Source organism: Pseudomonas sp. NPDC089428 (assembly GCF_044749325.1).
In the GTDB taxonomy this organism is placed as follows: domain Bacteria; phylum Pseudomonadota; class Gammaproteobacteria; order Pseudomonadales; family Pseudomonadaceae; genus Aquipseudomonas.
Window position 1 is genome coordinate 300,837 of sequence record NZ_JBIVHT010000001.1, and the last position, 15,558, is coordinate 316,394.

At 63.5% G+C, this 15,558-nt stretch carries 14 protein-coding genes; 9 read left to right on the forward strand and 5 right to left on the reverse strand.

Going from position 1 to position 15,558, the window contains the following annotated elements:
* Window positions 1-26: 26 nt before the first annotated feature.
* On the forward strand, window positions 27-1,283 hold the full coding sequence (gene icd / locus ACIPZ5_RS01525; protein WP_261940766.1) for an NADP-dependent isocitrate dehydrogenase: 1,257 nt from the start codon (window positions 27-29) through the stop codon (window positions 1,281-1,283).
* 72 nt (window positions 1,284-1,355) lie between these two features.
* Here the strand turns inward: icd and cspD are convergent, their stop codons facing one another.
* Complete coding sequence (cspD, locus tag ACIPZ5_RS01530; RefSeq protein WP_343597416.1) at window positions 1,356-1,622, reverse strand: cold shock domain-containing protein CspD; 267 nt, start codon at window positions 1,620-1,622, stop codon at window positions 1,356-1,358.
* Window positions 1,623-1,852: 230 nt separating this feature from the next.
* Here cspD and clpS point away from each other — a divergent pair, with 230 nt between their 5' ends.
* Entirely contained in the window at window positions 1,853-2,215 is a 363-nt protein-coding gene (gene clpS / locus ACIPZ5_RS01535) for an ATP-dependent Clp protease adapter ClpS (RefSeq protein WP_003251220.1), read from the forward strand.
* A 30-nt stretch (window positions 2,216-2,245) separates the two neighbouring features.
* Window positions 2,246-4,516, forward strand: a complete 2,271-nt coding sequence (gene clpA, locus ACIPZ5_RS01540; RefSeq protein ID WP_261940765.1) for an ATP-dependent Clp protease ATP-binding subunit ClpA — start codon at window positions 2,246-2,248, stop codon at window positions 4,514-4,516.
* 165 nt (window positions 4,517-4,681) lie between these two features.
* On the opposite strand, the gene infA is transcribed toward clpA, so the two are convergent.
* The 3 genes from infA to aat form a co-directional block, all read right to left on the reverse strand.
* Entirely contained in the window at window positions 4,682-4,900 is a 219-nt protein-coding gene (gene infA, locus ACIPZ5_RS01545; RefSeq protein ID WP_002553999.1) for a translation initiation factor IF-1, read from the reverse strand.
* Window positions 4,901-5,001: 101 nt separating this feature from the next.
* On the reverse strand, window positions 5,002-5,709 hold the full coding sequence (locus tag ACIPZ5_RS01550) for an arginyltransferase (RefSeq protein WP_054886817.1): 708 nt from the start codon (window positions 5,707-5,709) through the stop codon (window positions 5,002-5,004).
* 56 nt (window positions 5,710-5,765) lie between these two features.
* Entirely contained in the window at window positions 5,766-6,446 is a 681-nt protein-coding gene (gene aat / locus ACIPZ5_RS01555) for a leucyl/phenylalanyl-tRNA--protein transferase (protein WP_343597453.1), read from the reverse strand.
* A gap of 302 nt (window positions 6,447-6,748) precedes the next feature.
* On the opposite strand from aat, the gene ACIPZ5_RS01560 reads away from it, so the two are divergent.
* The 6 genes from ACIPZ5_RS01560 (at window position 6,749) to cysG (ending at window position 14,440) form a co-directional block, all read left to right on the forward strand.
* Window positions 6,749-9,343 carry a DNA translocase FtsK 4TM domain-containing protein gene (locus ACIPZ5_RS01560; RefSeq protein ID WP_400806683.1) on the forward strand — a complete coding sequence of 865 codons (2,595 nt, stop codon included), beginning with the start codon at window positions 6,749-6,751 and terminating at the stop codon, window positions 9,341-9,343.
* A 61-nt stretch (window positions 9,344-9,404) separates the two neighbouring features.
* Entirely contained in the window at window positions 9,405-10,028 is a 624-nt protein-coding gene (gene lolA, locus ACIPZ5_RS01565) for an outer membrane lipoprotein chaperone LolA (RefSeq protein WP_016392718.1), read from the forward strand.
* Window positions 10,029-10,040: 12 nt separating this feature from the next.
* Entirely contained in the window at window positions 10,041-11,366 is a 1,326-nt protein-coding gene (locus ACIPZ5_RS01570; protein WP_343597459.1) for a replication-associated recombination protein A, read from the forward strand.
* On the forward strand, window positions 11,363-11,737 hold the full coding sequence (gene crcB / locus ACIPZ5_RS01575; protein ID WP_070092653.1) for a fluoride efflux transporter CrcB: 375 nt from the start codon (window positions 11,363-11,365) through the stop codon (window positions 11,735-11,737). The genes ACIPZ5_RS01570 and crcB overlap by 4 nt, the downstream gene beginning before the upstream one ends.
* A 30-nt stretch (window positions 11,738-11,767) precedes the next feature.
* Window positions 11,768-13,048 carry a serine--tRNA ligase gene (gene serS / locus ACIPZ5_RS01580; RefSeq protein ID WP_261940761.1) on the forward strand — a complete coding sequence of 427 codons (1,281 nt, stop codon included), beginning with the start codon at window positions 11,768-11,770 and terminating at the stop codon, window positions 13,046-13,048.
* A complete protein-coding gene (gene cysG / locus ACIPZ5_RS01585) occupies window positions 13,049-14,440 on the forward strand; it encodes a siroheme synthase CysG (RefSeq protein WP_261940760.1) in 1,392 nt (463 codons plus the stop codon). It begins immediately after the preceding gene.
* A gap of 118 nt (window positions 14,441-14,558) precedes the next feature.
* Here the strand turns inward: cysG and ACIPZ5_RS01590 are convergent, their stop codons facing one another.
* Window positions 14,559-15,518 (reverse strand): glutathione S-transferase family protein, encoded by a 960-nt coding sequence (locus tag ACIPZ5_RS01590; protein WP_313710785.1) that lies wholly within the window; start codon window positions 15,516-15,518, stop codon window positions 14,559-14,561.
* Window positions 15,519-15,558 lie beyond the last annotated feature (40 nt).

Below are 15,558 nucleotides of genomic sequence, written 5' to 3' on the forward strand. Positions count from 1 at the left end.
ACACCCGACAGCGGAGTAGTGCAAGCATGGGATACCAGAAAATCAAGGTTCCGACCGACGGCGCCAAGATCACCGTCAATGCAGACCATTCGCTCAACGTTCCTGACAACCCCATCATTCCTTATATTGAAGGCGACGGGATTGGTGTCGATGTTTCACCCGTGATGATCAAGGTGGTCGATGCCGCCGTGCAGAAAGCCTATGGCGGCAAGCGCAAGATCGCCTGGATGGAGGTGTATGCCGGCGAGAAGGCCACCCAGGTCTACGACCAGGACACCTGGCTGCCCCAGGAAACCCTGGATGCGGTGAAAGACTACGTGGTTTCGATCAAGGGGCCGTTGACCACACCGGTCGGTGGCGGTATCCGCTCGCTGAACGTGGCCTTGCGCCAGCAGCTCGACCTTTATGTGTGCCTGCGCCCGGTGTTGTGGTTCCAAGGCGTACCAAGCCCGGTGAAGAAGCCTGGCGACGTCGACATGGTGATCTTCCGCGAGAACTCCGAGGACATCTATGCCGGTATCGAGTGGAAGGCCGGCTCACCTGAGGCGAACAAGGTGATCAAGTTCCTCAAGGAGGAAATGGGCGTCACCAAGATCCGCTTCGACCAGGACTGCGGCATCGGCGTCAAGCCGGTTTCCCGCGAGGGCACCAAGCGCCTGGTGCGCAAGGCCCTGCAGTACGTGGTGGACAACGACCGCGAGTCGCTGACCCTGGTGCACAAGGGCAACATCATGAAGTTCACCGAAGGTGCCTTCAAGGATTGGGGCTACGAAGTGGCCCGCGACGAGTTCGGCGCCGAACTGCTCGATGGCGGCCCATGGATGAAGTTCAAGAACCCCAAGAGCGGCCGCGAGGTGATCGTCAAGGACGCCATCGCCGACGCCATGCTCCAGCAGATCCTGCTGCGCCCGGCCGAGTACGATGTGATCGCCACCCTCAACCTCAACGGTGATTACCTTTCCGACGCCCTGGCGGCGGAGGTGGGCGGCATCGGCATCGCGCCGGGCGCCAACCTGTCCGATACCGTGGCCATGTTCGAGGCCACCCACGGCACTGCGCCGAAATACGCCGGGCAGGACAAGGTCAACCCGGGCTCGGTGATTCTCTCGGCAGAAATGATGCTGCGCCATATGGGCTGGACCGAGGCGGCCGACCTGATCATCAAGGGCACCAATGGCGCGATTGCGGCCAAGACCGTGACCTACGACTTCGAGCGGCTGATGGACGGTGCCAAGCTGGTGAGCAGTTCGGGCTTTGGCGATGAAATGATCAAGCACATGTGAGTCAATTGAAAACCGGCCGCTTCTGCTAAAGAAGCGGCCGGTTCTTTCGTATCCCGGCAGAGAGCAGGGTGGTCAGACTTGCACGGTCTCGCCCTCGGATTGGCCTACGGCGTTGGTCGCAGCGGCAGCGGCAACGGCGGCGTCCTTGATCTGGGTCGCATGCAGGCCTTTGGGGCCCTGAATGATCTCGAACACCACGGACTGGCCTGCCTTGAGGGTCTTGTAGCCTTCCATCTGGATCGCGGAGTAGTGCGCGAACAGATCGTCGGTTTTTCCCTCTTCGTTGATGAATCCGTAGCCCTTGGCATTGTTGAACCACTTGACTTTACCGCTTGCCATCCCTATGTCCCTCTGCAAAGGACTCCATCACTGGAGTATCATCCACTTCATCCGCATACGAACCATGCGAAAAATCTGGTTGACTGCGCGGATCTTTATCGACCACGGTGGGTTCTTATTGGTTGTAACACCGTTTTGCCGTTAGTCAAGGTCAGGTGGCGCGTGCGCCAGCGGCCGCCAATGCAGTCAACCCACAACCTTAACCTGACGCTCATGATGAAATTCTTTCCATGCATGCACCCAGTGAGATTCGACTAACATTCAATCAGGATCGCCCGCAATCGAATGAGGACGACGGCTCAGGGCTTGCGGTACAGGAAGCCAAGCCGATCCTGCAGGCGCCACCGATGTACAAGGTGGTTTTGTTCAACGATGACTACACGCCGATGGATTTCGTCGTCGAAGTGCTCGAAACGTTCTTCAGTCTGAACCGCGAGCTGGCGACCAAGATCATGCTGACCGTCCATACCGAAGGGCGGGCAGTGTGCGGATTGTTTACCCGTGACATCGCCGAAACAAAGGCCATGCAGGTCAACCAATACGCCAGGGAAAGCCAGCATCCGCTACTCTGTGAAATCGAGAAGGACGGTTAATCGCCGACCACTTGGGTATGAGGTGAAGCTATGTTAAACCGCGAGCTCGAAGTCACCCTCAATCTTGCCTTCAAGGAGGCTCGTTCGAAGCGTCATGAATTCATGACCGTCGAACATCTGCTGCTGGCACTCCTTGACAATGAGGCTGCTGCGACCGTTCTGCGCGCCTGTGGCGCCAATCTCGACAAGCTCAAGCACGACCTGCAAGAGTTCATCGACTCCACTACACCCCTGATCCCCGTCAACGACGAAGACCGCGAAACCCAGCCAACCCTGGGCTTCCAGCGTGTGCTGCAACGTGCCGTGTTCCACGTGCAGAGCTCCGGCAAGCGCGAAGTCACCGGTGCCAATGTGCTGGTGGCGATCTTCAGCGAACAGGAAAGCCAGGCCGTGTTCCTGCTGAAACAGCAGAGCGTGGCCCGTATCGACGTGGTCAACTACATCGCCCATGGTATCTCCAAGGTGCCGGGGCACGGTTCGCACGCCGAGAGCGACCAGGAAATGCAGGACGAAGAGGGTGGCGAAACCTCCTCTTCGAGCAACCCGCTGGATGCCTACGCCAGCAACCTGAACGAGCTGGCCCGTGCCGGCCGTATCGACCCGCTGGTGGGTCGTGAGCAGGAAGTCGAGCGCGTGGCGCAGATTCTGGCCCGCCGGCGCAAGAACAACCCGCTGCTGGTCGGTGAGGCTGGCGTCGGCAAGACCGCCATCGCCGAAGGCCTGGCCAAGCGCATCGTCGACGGCCAGGTGCCTGACCTGCTGGCGCAGAGCGTGGTCTATTCGCTGGACCTCGGTGCGCTGCTGGCCGGTACCAAGTACCGTGGCGACTTCGAGAAGCGCTTCAAGGCGCTGCTCGGCGAACTGCGCAAGCGTCCGCAGGCGATCCTGTTCATCGACGAAATCCACACCATCATCGGTGCCGGTGCGGCGTCGGGTGGGGTGATGGATGCGTCCAACCTGCTCAAGCCGCTGCTGTCGTCCGGTGAAATCCGTTGCATCGGTTCGACCACCTTCCAGGAGTTCCGTGGCATCTTCGAGAAAGACCGTGCCCTGGCACGGCGTTTCCAGAAGGTCGATGTCAGTGAGCCATCGGTCGAAGACACTGTCGGCATCCTGCGTGGCCTGAAAGGCCGCTTCGAGAGCCACCACAACATCGAGTACAGCGACGAAGCCCTGCGCGCCGCCGCCGAACTGGCCTCGCGCTACATCAATGACCGGCACATGCCGGACAAGGCCATTGACGTGATCGACGAGGCGGGTGCCTATCAGCGCCTGCAGCCTGAGGCGAACCGGGTCAAGCGCATCGACGTGCCGCAGGTCGAGGACATCGTTGCCAAGATCGCGCGGATTCCGCCGAAGCATGTCACCAGCTCCGACAAGGAGCTGCTGCGTAACCTCGAGCGTGACCTGAAGCTGACCGTGTTCGGCCAAGACGCGGCTATCGACTCGCTGGCTACGGCCATCAAGCTGTCCCGTGCCGGTCTGAAGTCGCCGGACAAGCCGGTCGGTTCGTTCCTGTTCGCCGGCCCGACCGGTGTCGGCAAGACCGAGGCTGCGCGGCAGCTGGCCAAGGCGCTGGGTGTCGAACTGGTACGCTTCGACATGTCCGAGTACATGGAACGCCATACCGTGTCGCGCCTGATCGGTGCGCCGCCAGGCTACGTTGGTTTCGACCAGGGCGGCTTGCTGACCGAGGCGATCACCAAGCAACCGCACTGCGTGCTGCTGCTCGATGAAATCGAGAAGGCCCACCCGGAAGTCTTCAACCTGCTGCTCCAGGTGATGGACCACGGTACCCTGACCGACAACAACGGGCGCAAGGCCGACTTCCGTAACGTGATCCTGATCATGACCACCAACGCTGGCGCTGAAACCGCTGCGCGGGCCTCGATCGGCTTCACCCATCAGGACCATGCGTCCGATGCCATGGAAGTCATCCGCAAGAGCTTCACGCCGGAGTTCCGCAACCGTCTGGACACCATCATCCAGTTTGGCCGCCTGAGCACCGAGACGATCAAGAGCATCGTCGACAAGTTCCTCATCGAACTGCAGGCGCAGTTGGAAGACAAGCGTGTGCTGCTGGAAGTCAGCGATGCCGCCCGCGGCTGGCTGGCGGTTTCCGGCTACGACGTACAGATGGGCGCACGGCCGATGGCGCGGCTTATCCAGGACAAGATCAAGCGGCCGCTGGCCGAAGAGATCCTGTTTGGCGAGCTGGCCGAGCACGGTGGCGTGGTGCATGTCGACCTGCGCGATGGCGAACTGGTGTTCGACTTCGAGACCACGGCTGAGGTTGCGTGATAGAGGGGGCCGCGTTGCGGCCCTTCGCGGGCACGCCCGCTCCCACAGGGGAATAGCTATTACCTGTGGGCGCTGGCTTGCCGGCGATGGGCTGCAAAGCAGCCCCTGCAATCTGGCAGGCACAAAAAAGCCCGGCACTTGGCCGGGCTTTTTCATGGCTAGAGCTTAGCGCGCACGGTAGGTGATGCGGCCCTTGCTCAGGTCGTAGGGCGTCAGTTCGACGCGGACCTTGTCGCCAGTGAGAATGCGGATGTAGTTCTTGCGCATCTTTCCGGAGATGTGCGCGGTTACGACGTGCCCGTTTTCCAACTCCACGCGGAACATGGTGTTGGGCAGGGTGTCGACGACAGTACCTTCCATTTCGAAGCTGTCTTCTTTCGACATGCAGTAGAGCCCTCGGATCCAGTGTTGGCCCGACGCATAACCGCACCGGGCAAAAAAGTGGCGTGGATTATGCCGGAAAACTGTGTGTCAAGCCAATGCTTTCAGTTGAGGGTGACCCAGCGCTGGTTTATCAGCAGCTCGATGGGTCGATACTGCGTCTTGTAGTTCATCTTCTTGCAGTTTTTGATCCAGTAGCCCAGGTAGACCGCCTCCAGATCCTGGCGCAGGGCTTCGGTGATCTGCCAGAGGATGGCAAAGCGCCCGAGGCTGCGGCGCTCTTCCTCAGGTTCGTAGAAGGTGTACACCGCCGACAGGCCGTTGGGCAGCAGATCGCATACGGCAACTGCCAGCAAGCGGCCTTCCAGGCGGAACTCGTAGAACCAGCAGAACGGCAGGTCGCGGACCAGGAAGGTGGAGAACTGGTCGCGGCTCGGCGGGTACATGTCGCCATCGGCATGGCGGGTTTCGATGTAGCGCCGGTAGAGGTCGAAATACTCTTCCTTGAACGCCGGGCGAGCGGCGGTCACGGTCAGGTCGGCGTTACGCTTGAGGATGCGCCGCTGCTGGCGGTTGGGAATGAAACGCGCGGCAGGGATGCGCGCGGGCACGCAGGCATTGCAGTTCTGGCAATGCGGGCGGTACAGGTGGTCGCCACTGCGCCGAAAGCCCATTTCCGACAGGTCGGCATACACGTGCACGTCCATCGGCTGGCTGGGGTCGAGGAATAGCGTGGTGGCCTGTTCGTCCGGCAGGTAGCTGCAGGAGTGGGGTTGAGTGGCATAGAACTTCAACCGCGCCAACTCTGTCATGATCAACCCCCTCGGTGAGACGTTGCTTTAAGTGTAAGCCAGCTCGCAGAACTCGCCTAGCAAACCCAGGTGGCGCTGTTGGGCTGGTCGAGGTGTTGCGCCAGGTACTCGGCGAAGCGGGCGCGGCTGATGGCGCGGGCGCCAAGGCTGTGCAGGTGGTTGGTCGGCATCTGGCAGTCGATCAGCACAAAGCCGGCCTGGCGCAAATGCTCGACCAGCGTCACGAAGCCGACCTTGGAGGCATTGTCGGCGCGGCTGAACATCGATTCGCCGAAAAACAGCCTGCCAATAGCCAGGCCGTACAGGCCGCCGACCAGCTGGCCGTGCTCGCGCACTTCCACCGAATGGGCGATGCCGCGCCGGTGCAGTTCGCAGTAGGCATTGCGCATGGTGTCGGTGATCCAGGTGCCGTCGGCATAGTCGCGCGGTGCCGCGCAGGCGGCGATTACCCCAGGGAAGTCCGTGTCGAAGCTGACCTGGTAGCGGCCCTGGCGCATCAGCTTGGCCAGCGAGCGCGAGACGTGCAGCTCGTCCGGGAACAGCACCGTGCGTGGGTCGGGCGACCACCAGAGGATCGGCTGGCCGTCCTGGTACCAGGGGAAGCAGCCGTGCCGGTAGGCTTGCTCCAGGCGCTCGGGGCTCAGGTCGCCGCCAGCGGCGAGCAGGCCGTTGGGGTCGTGCAGGGCCTTTTCCAGGGGCGGGAAGGTCAGCGAGTCGCGGGTCAGCCAGGTGAGCATGGTCTATCGTGCGGTGGGGGAGGGGAGAGGGCAGCATGGCGCGCAGGGCTTGCGGGGTCAATGCCGGCAGGGTCAAGAGGCATTGGCGGGCAGCAGAATAGGCAATTTCCTACACATTCATGAAACCACAGGCACCATCCGCTACATTTGCTGTCACACCTGTGCAAAAACACAGCATAAGCCTTTGTCACGAAAGAAAATGCGTGCTCAAATTGCACCTATACGAAAGTCGCCCCCACTCAAGCTCCATACGGCGCGCCGTCATGGCGGCTGGCGGGCAGTAATGTTAAAAGTAGTGGTTCATTGGCCAGACGCCGGCCGATCACTACTGGACGCGCAGCACGCGCAGGAATAGACGCGTTTTGAAGAAATCCACCGCAACTCCAGCTCCCTTGCCCGTGCCCCTGTGGCGCCAGCAGCTGCATTACCGCCTCAAGGAAGGTGCGTTGATCGCTGTCGGCGCACTGTGCCTGTACCTGTGGATGGCACTGCTGACGTACGACACGTCGGACCCGGGCTTCAGCCACACCAGCAACGTCGACCAGGTGCAGAATGCCGCCGGGCGTGCCGGTGCGTACTTCGCCGACATCCTGTTCATGGTGCTGGGCTATTTCGCCTACATCTTCCCGCTGCTGCTGGCGATCAAGACCTGGCAGATCTTCCGCGAGCGGCACCAGCCGTGGCAGTGGAGCGGGTGGCTGTTCTCCTGGCGGTTGATCGGCCTGGTGTTCCTGGTGCTGTCGGGCGCGGCCCTGGCGCATATCCATTTCCACCCGCCGGCGAGCCTGCCGTTTTCTGCGGGCGGTGCACTGGGCGAAAGCCTCGGCGACCTGGCGCGCAACCTGCTGAACGTGCAGGGCAGCACCCTGATGTTCATTGCCCTGTTCCTGTTCGGCCTGACCGTGTTCACCGACCTGTCGTGGTTCAAGGTGATGGACATGACCGGCAAGATCACCCTCGACCTGTTCGAGCTGGTGCAGGGTGCGGCCAGCCGCTGGTGGGAAGCGCGCAACGAGCGCAAGCGCCTGGAAGCGCAACTGCGCGAAGTCGACGAGCCGGTGTTCGACTCGAAGTTCGACCTGGCGCCGAAGGCCGCCGACAAGCGCGAGCCAGCGAAGCCGGCGCTGCGCGAGCGCATCTTCAAGCGTGAAGAAGCACCGGCCCAGCCCGTTGAGCCCCGCGAACCGACCCTGGCCCGTGAACCGACGATCGCCCGCGAGCCTGTGGTACCTCGCGAACCGACCCTCGCCCGCGAGCCTGTCGTGCCCCGCGAGCAGCCTGCAGCGGCCCCGACCATCGTGCCACCGGCCGCGGCCAGGGCGCCGGAGCCGAGCAAGCGGGTGATGAAGGAAAAACAGGCGCCGCTGTTCGTCGACAGCGCCGTGGAAGGTACCTTGCCGTCGATTTCCATCCTCGACCCGGCCGAACAGAAGAAGATCGAGTACTCGCCAGAGTCCCTGGCCGGTGTCGGCCAGCTGCTGGAAATCAAGCTCAAGGAGTTCGGCGTGGAAGTCTCGGTGGACTCCATCCACCCGGGCCCGGTGATTACCCGTTACGAAATCCAGCCAGCCGCTGGCGTCAAGGTCAGCCGCATTGCCAACCTGGCCAAGGACCTGGCGCGGTCCCTGGCGGTGACCAGTGTGCGGGTGGTCGAAGTGATCCCCGGCAAGACCACCGTGGGTATCGAGATCCCCAACGAAAACCGGCAGATGGTGCGCTTCTCGGAAGTGCTTGCCACGCCGCAGTACGACGAGCAGAAGTCGCCGGTCACCCTGGCCCTGGGCCACGACATCGGCGGCAAGCCGGTGATCACCGACCTGGCCAAGATGCCGCACCTGCTGGTGGCCGGTACCACCGGTTCCGGTAAGTCGGTGGGGGTCAACGCGATGATCCTGTCGATCCTGTTCAAGTCCAGCCCGGAAGACGCGCGGCTGATCATGATCGACCCGAAAATGCTCGAACTGTCGATCTACGAAGGCATCCCGCACCTGCTGTGCCCGGTGGTCACCGACATGAAGGACGCCGCCAACGCCCTGCGCTGGAGCGTGGCCGAGATGGAGCGGCGCTACAAGCTGATGGCGGCCATGGGCGTGCGTAACCTGGCTGGCTTCAACCGCAAGATCAAGGACGCCCAGGAAGCCGGCGAGATCATCCATGATCCGCTGTACCGTCGCGAGAGCATGGACGACGAGCCGCCAGCGCTGAAGACCCTGCCGACCATCGTCGTGGTGGTCGACGAATTCGCCGACATGATGATGATCGTCGGCAAGAAGGTCGAAGAGCTGATCGCCCGTATCGCCCAGAAGGCGCGGGCCGCCGGTATCCACCTGATCCTCGCCACCCAGCGCCCGTCGGTGGACGTGATCACTGGTCTGATCAAGGCCAACATCCCGACCCGCATGGCGTTCCAGGTGTCGAGCAAGATCGACTCGCGGACCATCATCGACCAGGGCGGCGCCGAACAGCTGCTCGGCCACGGTGACATGCTGTACATGCCGCCGGGCACCAGCCTGCCGATCCGGGTGCACGGTGCGTTCGTCTCCGACGACGAAGTGCACCGCACGGTCGAGGCGTGGAAGCTGCGCGGCGCGCCAGACTACAACGACGACATCCTCAACGGCGTCGAAGAGGCCGGCAGCGGCTTCGATGGCGGTGGCGGCGGTGGCGGCGGTGGCGGCGATGGTGACGATGCCGAAACCGATGCCCTGTATGATGAAGCCGTGCAGTTCGTGCTGGAGAGCCGCCGCGCATCCATCTCGGCCGTGCAGCGCAAGCTGAAGATCGGCTACAACCGCGCGGCGCGGATGATCGAGTCGATGGAGATGGCCGGCGTGGTCACCCCGATGAACAGCAACGGCTCGCGGGAAGTGATTGCCCCGGGCGGCCCGCGCGACTGATGAACACCTTGCCGGGCGCCAACGGTGGCGCCCGCCTTTTCAATGCTCAATGAGGATTCCCATGCGCGCGATTCGCATGCTGTTGGTTTCTGCCCTGACCCTGGGCTCGGTTACTGCTTATGCCGGTGAGCAAGACGTACAACGCCTGACCCAGCTGTTGGAAAAATCCCAGACCATCGAGGCCAACTTCTCCCAGCTGACCCTGGATGCCGGCGGCACCAGCCTGCAGGAAACGTCCGGCAAGATGACCGTGAAGCGCCCCGGCCTGTTCTACTGGCACACCAATGCGCCGCAGGAGCAGGTGGTGGTGTCGGACGGCAAGAACGTTACCCTGTGGGACCCGGACCTGGAGCAGGCGACCATCAAGAAGCTCGACCAGCGCCTGAACCAGACCCCGGCGCTGCTGCTGTCCGGGGACGTGTCGAAGATCAGCCAGAGCTTCGACATCACCTCCAAGGAGCAGGGCGAAGTGATGGACTTCACCCTCAAGCCGAAAACCAAGGACACCCTGTTCGACTCGCTGCGCGTGTCGTTCCGCAAGGGCCTGATCAATGACATGCAGCTGGTCGACAGCGTCGGCCAGCGCACCAACATCCTGTTCAATGGCGTCAAGGCCAACCAGGCGGTGCCGGACAGCCAGTTCAAGTTCGACATCCCCAAAGGCGCCGACGTCATCAAGGAGTAAGCAGAGCTCGCCATGGACCTGTTTCGAAGCGAACCCGTCGCCCAGCCGCTGGCCGCCCGCCTGCGTCCGTCCAACCTGGACGAGTACGTTGGCCAGGAGCACCTGCTGGCGCGTGGCAAACCGCTGCGCGAGGCGCTGGAGCAGGGTGCGCTGCACTCGATGATCTTCTGGGGGCCGCCGGGGGTGGGCAAGACCACCCTCGCGCGGCTGCTGGCGCAGTTCTGCGATGCGCACTTCGAGACGGTCTCGGCGGTGCTGGCCGGGGTCAAGGAGATCCGCCAGGCGGTCGAAGTGGCCAAGCAGCAGGCCGGGCAGTATGGCCGGCGCACCATCCTGTTCGTCGACGAAGTGCACCGTTTCAACAAGTCCCAGCAGGATGCCTTCCTACCCTATGTAGAGGACGGAACGCTGCTGTTCATCGGAGCCACCACCGAGAACCCGTCGTTCGAGCTGAACAACGCCTTGCTGTCGCGGGCGCGGGTGTACGTGCTCAAGAGCCTCGACGAAGCGGCGCTGCGCAAGCTGGTCCATCGCGCGCTGACCGAAGAACGCGGGCTGGGCAAGCGCAACCTGCGTGTCGGTGACGACGCCTTCAAGATGCTCATGGCCGCCGCCGATGGTGATGGCCGGCGCATGCTCAACTTCCTCGAGAATGCCTCTGACCTGGCCGAAGATGGCAGCGAGATCGACGTCGAGATGCTGCAAAGCCTGCTCGGCGACAGCCGCCGCCGCTTCGACAAGGGGGGCGAGGCGTTCTACGACCAGATTTCCGCGCTGCACAAGTCGGTGCGCGGCTCCAACCCCGATGGCGCCCTGTACTGGTTCGCGCGCATGCTCGACGGCGGCTGCGACCCGCTGTACATCGCCCGCCGCGTGGTGCGCATGGCCAGCGAGGACATCGGCAACGCCGACCCGCGCGCCCTGAGCCTGTGCCTGGCCGCCTGGGATGTGCAGGAGCGCCTGGGTAGCCCGGAAGGCGAGTTGGCGGTGGCCCAGGCCATCACCTACATCGCCTGTGCGCCGAAGAGCAATGCGGTGTACGTGGGCTTCAAGACCGCCTTGCGCGAAGCTGCCGAACACGGCTCGCTGGAAGTGCCGCTGCACCTGCGCAATGCCCCGACCAAGCTGATGAAGCAGCTCGGCTACGGCGAAGAATACCGCTACGCCCACGACGAGCCCGACGCCTATGCTGCCGGCGAGGATTACTTCCCTGAAGCGCTCGAGCCGCGCCAGTACTACCAGCCCGTGCCGCGAGGCCTGGAGCTGAAGATCGGCGAGAAGCTGCGCCACCTGGCCGAGCTCGACCGCAACAGCCCCCGCCAGCGGAGAAAACCATGATTGCCCTGATCGCCGCGGTCAGCGCGGGTGGTATCGCCGGGACCTTGTTGCGCTTCGCCACCTCGAACTGGGTCGCGGCCCACTGGCCACGGCACTTCTATCTGGGTACGCTGGCGGTCAACCTGGTTGGCTGCCTGCTGATCGGCCTGCTGTACGGCCTGTTCCTGCACAAACCGCTGGCGCCGGTCGAACTGCGCGCCGGCCTGATCGTCGGCTTCCTTGGCGGCCTGACGACGTTTTCCTCCTTCTCGCTCGATACCGTGCGCCTGATGGAAAGTGGGCAAGTGCCCCTCGCCTTGGGCTATACCAGTATCAGCGTGGTGGGCGGGCTTCTGGCCACCTGGGCCGGCCTGTCCCTGACCCGTTTCTGAACCAACACCTACACATAACGAGAGAACGATATGCTCGATTCCAAACTGTTACGCGGCCAACTTCAGGAAGTGGCGGATCGCCTGGCCTCCCGTGGCTTCAGCCTGGATGTCGCGCGCATCGAATCACTGGAAGAGCGCCGCAAGGCGGTGCAGACCCGCACCGAGCAGCTGCAGGCCGAGCGTAATGCCCGTTCCAAGTCGATCGGCCAGGCCAAGGCCAAGGGCGAAGACATCGCCCCGCTGATGGCTGACGTCGAGCGCATGGCCAATGAACTGGCCGCCGGCAAGAGCGAACTGGACGGTATCCAGGCCGAACTGGACAGCATTCTGCTGACCATCCCCAACCTGCCGGACGCCAGCGTGCCGGTCGGTGCCAGCGAAGACGACAACGTCGAAGTGCGCCGCTGGGGCACGCCGACTGCCTTCGATTTCGAGATCAAGGACCACGTCGCTCTGGGCGAAATCAGCGGTGGCCTGGACTTCGAAGCCGCAGCCAAGTTGTCCGGTGCGCGCTTTGCCGTGCTGCGTGGGCCTATCGCCCGCCTGCACCGCGCCCTGGCGCAGTTCATGATCAACCTGCACACCGGCGAGCACGGCTACGAGGAGCACTACACCCCGTACCTGGTACAGGCCCCGGCCCTGCAGGGCACCGGCCAGCTGCCGAAGTTCGAGGAAGATCTGTTCAAGATCACCCGCGAAGGCGAAGCCGACTTCTACCTGATCCCGACGGCCGAAGTGTCGCTGACCAACCTGGTCGCCGAGCAGATCCTCGACGCCAAGCAGCTGCCGCTCAAACTGGTCGCCCACACCCCGTGCTTCCGTAGCGAAGCCGGTGCCTCGGGCCGTGACACCCGCGGCATGATCCGCCAGCACCAGTTCGACAAGGTCGAGATGGTCCAGGTGGTCGAGCCGTCCAAGTCGATGGAAGCCCTGGAAGGCCTGACTGCCAACGCCGAGCGCGTACTGCAGTTGCTGGAGCTGCCCTACCGCGTACTGGCCCTGTGCACCGGCGACATGGGCTTCGGCGCCGTGAAAACCTACGACCTCGAAGTGTGGGTGCCGAGCCAGGACAAGTACCGCGAAATCAGCTCCTGCTCCAACTGCGGTGACTTCCAGGCGCGCCGCATGCAGGCCCGCTGGCGCAACCCGGAAACCGGCAAGCCGGAGCTGGTGCACACCCTCAACGGCTCCGGCCTGGCTGTAGGCCGTACCCTGGTGGCGGTGCTGGAAAACTACCAGCAGGCCGACGGGTCGATCCGTGTACCAGAGGTGCTGAAGCCGTACATGGGCGGCGTCGAGGTCATCCGCTAAATGGATTACCTGCCGCTGTTCCACAAGCTGCAGGGCGGCCGGGTACTGGTCGTCGGCGGCGGTGAGATCGCCCTGCGCAAGGCGCGCCTGCTGGCCGATGCCGGCGCCGCGCTGCGCGTGGTGGCGCCGGACGTCGACGGCCAGCTGGCCGCGTTGGCCCGGGAAGGTGGCGGTGAGGTGCTGGTGCGTGGCTATCAGGCGGCCGACCTGGTCGGCTGCCGGCTGGTGATCGCGGCCACCGACGACCCTGGGCTCAACGCCCAGGTGTCGGCCGATGCGCAGGCGCTGAGCCTGCCGGTCAACGTGGTGGATGCGCCGGCCCTGTGCACGGTGATCTTCCCGGCGATCGTCGACCGTTCACCGTTGGTGATCGCGGTGTCCAGTGGCGGTGACGCCCCGGTCCTGGCGCGGCTGATCCGCGCCAAGCTGGAAGCCTGGATCCCGTCGGCGTATGGCGAACTGGCCGGGCTGGCCGCGCGCTTCCGGCACAAGGTCAAATCCTTGTACCCGGACGTCAATCAGCGCCGTGGCTTTTGGGAAACCGTGTTCCAGGGGCCGATCGCCGAGCGCCAGCTGGCCGGGCAGGGCGCCGAGGCCGAGCGCCTGCTGCAGGCGATGGTCGACGGTGCGCCGGTGCAGCAGGGTGGTGAGGTGTATCTGGTCGGTGCAGGGCCGGGCGATCCGGACTTGCTGACTTTCCGCGCCTTGCGCCTGATGCAGCAGGCCGATGTGGTGCTGTACGACCGCCTGGTGGCTCCGGCCATCATCGAGATGTGCCGGCGTGATGCCGAGCGTATCTACGTCGGCAAGCGCCGCGCCGACCATGCCGTGCCACAGGACCAGATCAACCGCCTGCTGGTCGATCTCGCCCAGCAGGGCAAGCGTGTGTTGCGCCTCAAGGGCGGCGACCCGTTTATCTTCGGCCGTGGTGGCGAAGAGATCGAGGAGCTGGCCGAGCAAGGCATCCCGTTCCAGGTGGTGCCGGGCATTACCGCGGCCAGTGGTTGCTCCGCCTATGGCGGGATTCCGCTGACTCACCGTGACTACGCCCAGTCGGTGCGCTTCGTCACTGGCCACCTCAAGGATGGCACCAGCAATCTGCCTTGGCATGACCTGGTGGCGCCGGCCCAGACCCTGGTGTTCTACATGGGGCTGGTGGGCTTGCCGACCATCTGTGCCGAGCTGATTCGCCACGGGCGGGCGGCCAGTACGCCGGCGGCCCTGGTGCAGCAGGGGACTACGCGCAATCAGCGGGTGTTTACCGGCACCCTGGCGGACCTGCCGGACCTGGTGGCCCAGCATGAAGTGCATGCGCCGACCCTGGTAATTGTCGGGGAAGTGGTGCAGCTGCGCGACAAGCTGGCCTGGTTCGAAGGGGCGCAAAACAGCTGAAACCGTTGGGGCCGCTTTGCGGCCCTTTCGCGACACAAAGCCGCTCCTACAGGGATCACGCGTTTCCGGTAGGAGCGGCCTTGTGTTGTGAAAGGGCTGCACAGCAGCCCCGGCAATCTCAAGCCTGCCAGATCCCTTTGCCCACCAACCGCTCCCGATCATGGGGCTGGTTGAAGTCCTGCAGCGGGCCCTTGGGCACGATGCCGTTCGGGTTGATGGTCTTGTGGCTCATGTAATAGTGTTTCTGGATGTGCTCCATGTTCACCGTGCCAGCCACGCCCGGCCATTGGTACAGCTCGCGCAGCCAGTTGGACAGGTTGTGGTAGTCGCTCAGGCGGCGCAGGTTGCACTTGAAGTGCCCGTGGTACACCGCATCGAAGCGCACCAGGGTAGTGAACAGGCGCACATCGGCCTCGGTCAGGTACTCGCCCGCCAGATAGCGATTGCGGCCCAGCAGCTCTTCCAGATAATCCAGTTCGTTGAACACGTCATCGAAAGCGGCCTCGTAGGCATCCTGTGTGGTGGCAAAGCCTGCGCGGTACACGCCGTTGTTCACCGCCGGGTAGATGCGTTCGTTCAGCGCCTCGATGGTCGGGCGCAGTGGCTCAGGGTACAGGTCCAGGGTGTTGCCGGTCAGTTCGTTGAACGCACTGTTGAAGATGCGGATGATCTCTGACGACTCGTTGTTGACGATGCGCTTCTCTTTCTTGTCCCACAGCACGGGCACGGTCACCCGGCCGGTGTAGTGCGGGTCGTCCTGGGTGTAGCGCTGGTGCAGGTACTGCAGGGCGTCGAGGTGGTCGCCGCTGGAGCCTTGCTGCGGGTCGAAGGTCCAGCCATGGTCCTGCATCAGCCAGCTGACCACCGACACGTCGATCAGTGGCTCCAGGCCTTTGAGGGCGCGCAGGATCAGGGTGCGGTGGGCCCATGGGCAGGCCAGCGAAACGTACAGGTGGTAGCGGCCGGCCTCTGGAGCGGGCAGCTGATTGCGGCGCTGGGCGTTTTCGCGTTTGAAGGTGCCGTCCTTGCCGTTTTCATACCACTGGTCGTGCCAGCGGCCGTCGATCAAAAGGCCCATGGTGAGCTCCTCGGAAACAATATTGTTTGTCGTTGGAGCC

Coding starts and splice junctions, on each gene's coding strand:
- crcB (WP_070092653.1), top strand. CDS start 11,363: ATGATTGCCCTGATCGCCGCGGTCAGCGCGGGTGGTATCGCCGGGACC.
- clpA (WP_261940765.1), top strand. CDS start 2,246: ATGTTAAACCGCGAGCTCGAAGTCACCCTCAATCTTGCCTTCAAGGAG.
- cysG (WP_261940760.1), top strand. CDS start 13,049: ATGGATTACCTGCCGCTGTTCCACAAGCTGCAGGGCGGCCGGGTACTG.
- clpS (WP_003251220.1), top strand. CDS start 1,853: ATGCATGCACCCAGTGAGATTCGACTAACATTCAATCAGGATCGCCCG.
- ACIPZ5_RS01550 (WP_054886817.1), bottom strand. CDS start 5,709: ATGACAGAGTTGGCGCGGTTGAAGTTCTATGCCACTCAACCCCACTCC.
- cspD (WP_343597416.1), bottom strand. CDS start 1,622: ATGGCAAGCGGTAAAGTCAAGTGGTTCAACAATGCCAAGGGCTACGGA.
- ACIPZ5_RS01570 (WP_343597459.1), top strand. CDS start 10,041: ATGGACCTGTTTCGAAGCGAACCCGTCGCCCAGCCGCTGGCCGCCCGC.
- ACIPZ5_RS01590 (WP_313710785.1), bottom strand. CDS start 15,518: ATGGGCCTTTTGATCGACGGCCGCTGGCACGACCAGTGGTATGAAAAC.
- lolA (WP_016392718.1), top strand. CDS start 9,405: ATGCGCGCGATTCGCATGCTGTTGGTTTCTGCCCTGACCCTGGGCTCG.
- infA (WP_002553999.1), bottom strand. CDS start 4,900: ATGTCGAAAGAAGACAGCTTCGAAATGGAAGGTACTGTCGTCGACACC.
- serS (WP_261940761.1), top strand. CDS start 11,768: ATGCTCGATTCCAAACTGTTACGCGGCCAACTTCAGGAAGTGGCGGAT.
- aat (WP_343597453.1), bottom strand. CDS start 6,446: ATGCTCACCTGGCTGACCCGCGACTCGCTGACCTTCCCGCCCCTGGAA.
- icd (WP_261940766.1), top strand. CDS start 27: ATGGGATACCAGAAAATCAAGGTTCCGACCGACGGCGCCAAGATCACC.